Below are 2560 nucleotides of genomic sequence, written 5' to 3'. Positions count from 1 at the left end.
ATCATTCACGAAATTTATATGGCTCCAAGAAAAACGGATGGACTAAAAGCTTTTGAGAAGTTTCTTGGGACATATGAATCAAAATATCCAAAAGCCTGTGAATGTTTGAAAAAAGACAAAGATCAATTATTTAGCTTTTATGATTTTCCAGGCATGCATTGGCAACATATAAGAACAACGAATCCAATCGAATCAACATTTGCAACTATTAGGCACCGCACACGACAAACCAAAGGCTGTGGGTCCAGAACAGCTACACTTGCCATGGTTTACAAGCTTTCAATGGAAGCGCAAAAGCGATGGCGAAAATTAAAAGGTCATGAGTTGATTAACAAACTGATTTTGGGTGTGCAGTTTAAAGATGGGGAAGAAGTCTTTAACATGAAATACACAGCTTAATTTTTAAAAAATTGGATACGCTATTAGATGCTCAAAACACAACATTTGACAATATCTCATAGAAAACAGCCTTTTTCTATCTGCTCTAATCGATACATATTGATTGGATTTGACAGGTTAAGCTATTCCGTAAGTTATTTACATATAAAAGTTTATTGGTTTTGTAAAGTGAAATTTTTACATAGATATTCATTTTATCTTTCCTTAATTAAATTTTTTTTTATTCTGGTGCAGTCTGGAAATCCAGAAAATTATTTAACTGTAAGGAGAAATGGTGCATAAACTTAAGAAATTTACTTATCTGTTATGCATGTGTTTGACTTTTATGTCTTTTACATGTCTTAAGGCCTCTCATGACCTTTCAAATATACAACCGAACAAACAAATTGAATCGTCGAAGGTTTATATTGCTGCTGATCAACTCGTTTTTCAAGATAATCATTTATTTGTTATCGATGAAGGTCAACTTCATTTTATAAAATCAATTGAACAGGATGAATTAGGCGTTTATTATTACAAGCAGGCATTGTATGGCTTTTGTCCATATGGGCATGCGTATGGGCCTGACGGCGGATGCTTTGGATATAATTGTCCTTTTAATTAGCACTAGCAAAAGAAGTTCTTTGTAGAACTTCTTTTTTTAATGATATATGTGTTGTTGTTTTTGCACTAAATTGATTTTCATCTAATTACCTCCTACCTGCTTGAAAAAATAGACTTGCAAGATCTGGTGAATGCGGAAGGAGCTGGCGAGCTAGAAATAAATTTGGATGGCAACAGGCTTATAAAATGGTTTTGAAATATTTCTGAGGAATGAATTAACCTGGAAGCAATTCAATGTTTCATTGACTGCAGTGTGCTAGAAGTATGTTAACTGTTTTAGCGTGCTTGCTCTAAATGTTTTTGATGATCTCATGCATAAAATATCAGGATCCTTCACTTGTTTAAGCTAATCTTTTGTTTTTTCTTTTTATATCCCTTATATATTTTGCCTTTTCATGGTGGTGAAGTAATTCCCGCATGGGAAAATACTTTTCAAAAACTATCTAATGAGGAAAAGTGTATTCTTGATGTTTTTTTTAAAAGAATGATCACTGAATCCGAAGGTGGTTATGTTCTCTACGGTTCAAAGCCAGCCTGCTCTGAGGGAATATTTGATCGAAAAAAGTCTCAAGTCAATTGGATCGGAAACAAAAATCATCAAAATTCAGTAGAACTAGCTGAAGGGTATCGTGTCTGGAAAAAGTATTTTGCTTCCATTGCTTCTAAAAATTTAATTATTTGCTTAAAAGATCATCCGGATTCTTTATATGATGCATGGCATCAGTTATTTTGGGTGAATCCTAGAAAATTACAAGAAGTCATAAGTGATCATTTAGCTTTATTCAGATACTCTTTAGGACCTCATGTAACCCCCTCATCATTCTTAAATTTTATGATTGATCCATCTCAGGATTTTCTTCATGATTACGTGTTGATAGGAATTATTTTGGGATTTGGAAGTTTTAATTCCTTGTCTTACCAGCGATTGGAAATAATTGAAAAAGATTTATGTTCAAGAGAAATGCCTCCTTATCAAGCAAAGAGTGAAAGATTAAATTTTCCAAATCGATTTCAAAACGTCTATCTTGGTTTTGATAAAGTTACGGCAGAAAAAGCGCCTCTATCATTTAATTACTCAACTTTAGCAGAAGAGTATGAGCTCTTATTTTCAAGGAGTTTTTCTTCTCGAAAAAAATCTTCGGAAATTCCTTTATTCGCAATTTTTCATGAAGACGAAGAAACGACTAATATTGTTTCTAGCTATGAAAAGGACCGATTAAAAATCCAAAATCTTTTGTCTCAATCTGATTTTCTTGAGCAAGTGTTAAAGGTCATTTTTGAATGAGAATATTCCATCCCATTTTCTTTTTTATTTTAGCATTGCATTTTTCTTTCATATGGAGTGAGGAGATGCCATGTGCAGCTTTTTTAATCGCTCAAGAAATTAAGCAAGGGGTTCCCAATCAGGATGAAAAGCAAATCGAAGCTTTAATTGCTGGCTTAGAAGCGCGCCAAAGAGGGATCAATCTCTCATCAGAAGATTTAAACGTTTTTTCTCGGCTCATAGAAAAAGAAAGGTTATTTTTAAGTCAAAAAAATTTGACTGCTTCAGAACATT

The 2560-nt window shown here is 33.3% G+C and carries 3 protein-coding genes and 1 pseudogene; all 4 read left to right on the top strand.

Annotated features, from left to right (window positions below; genetic code table 11):
* Positions 1 to 399: transposase (locus tag AB7E63_RS13310; RefSeq protein WP_428419651.1), on the top strand; the 399-nt coding region annotated here is incomplete at its 5' end.
* Between the two features lie 271 nt (positions 400 to 670).
* Positions 671 to 1003 carry a hypothetical protein gene (locus AB7E63_RS13305; RefSeq protein WP_100067531.1) on the top strand — a complete coding sequence of 111 codons (333 nt, stop codon included), beginning with the start codon at positions 671 to 673 and terminating at the stop codon, positions 1001 to 1003.
* 336 nt (positions 1004 to 1339) lie between these two features.
* Complete coding sequence (locus tag AB7E63_RS13300; RefSeq protein ID WP_039376414.1) at positions 1340 to 2287, top strand: hypothetical protein; 948 nt, start codon at positions 1340 to 1342, stop codon at positions 2285 to 2287.
* Positions 2288 to 2352: 65 nt separating this feature from the next.
* Positions 2353 to 2560, top strand: a pseudogene (locus tag AB7E63_RS13295) (FKBP-type peptidyl-prolyl cis-trans isomerase); the annotation flags it as partial.

The organism is Parachlamydia sp., assembly GCF_050255895.1.
Lineage (GTDB): Bacteria > Chlamydiota > Chlamydiia > Chlamydiales > Parachlamydiaceae > Parachlamydia > Parachlamydia acanthamoebae.
Note: the sequence above shows the minus strand (reverse complement) of the source record. Positions and strands in the feature narration are given on the sequence as shown.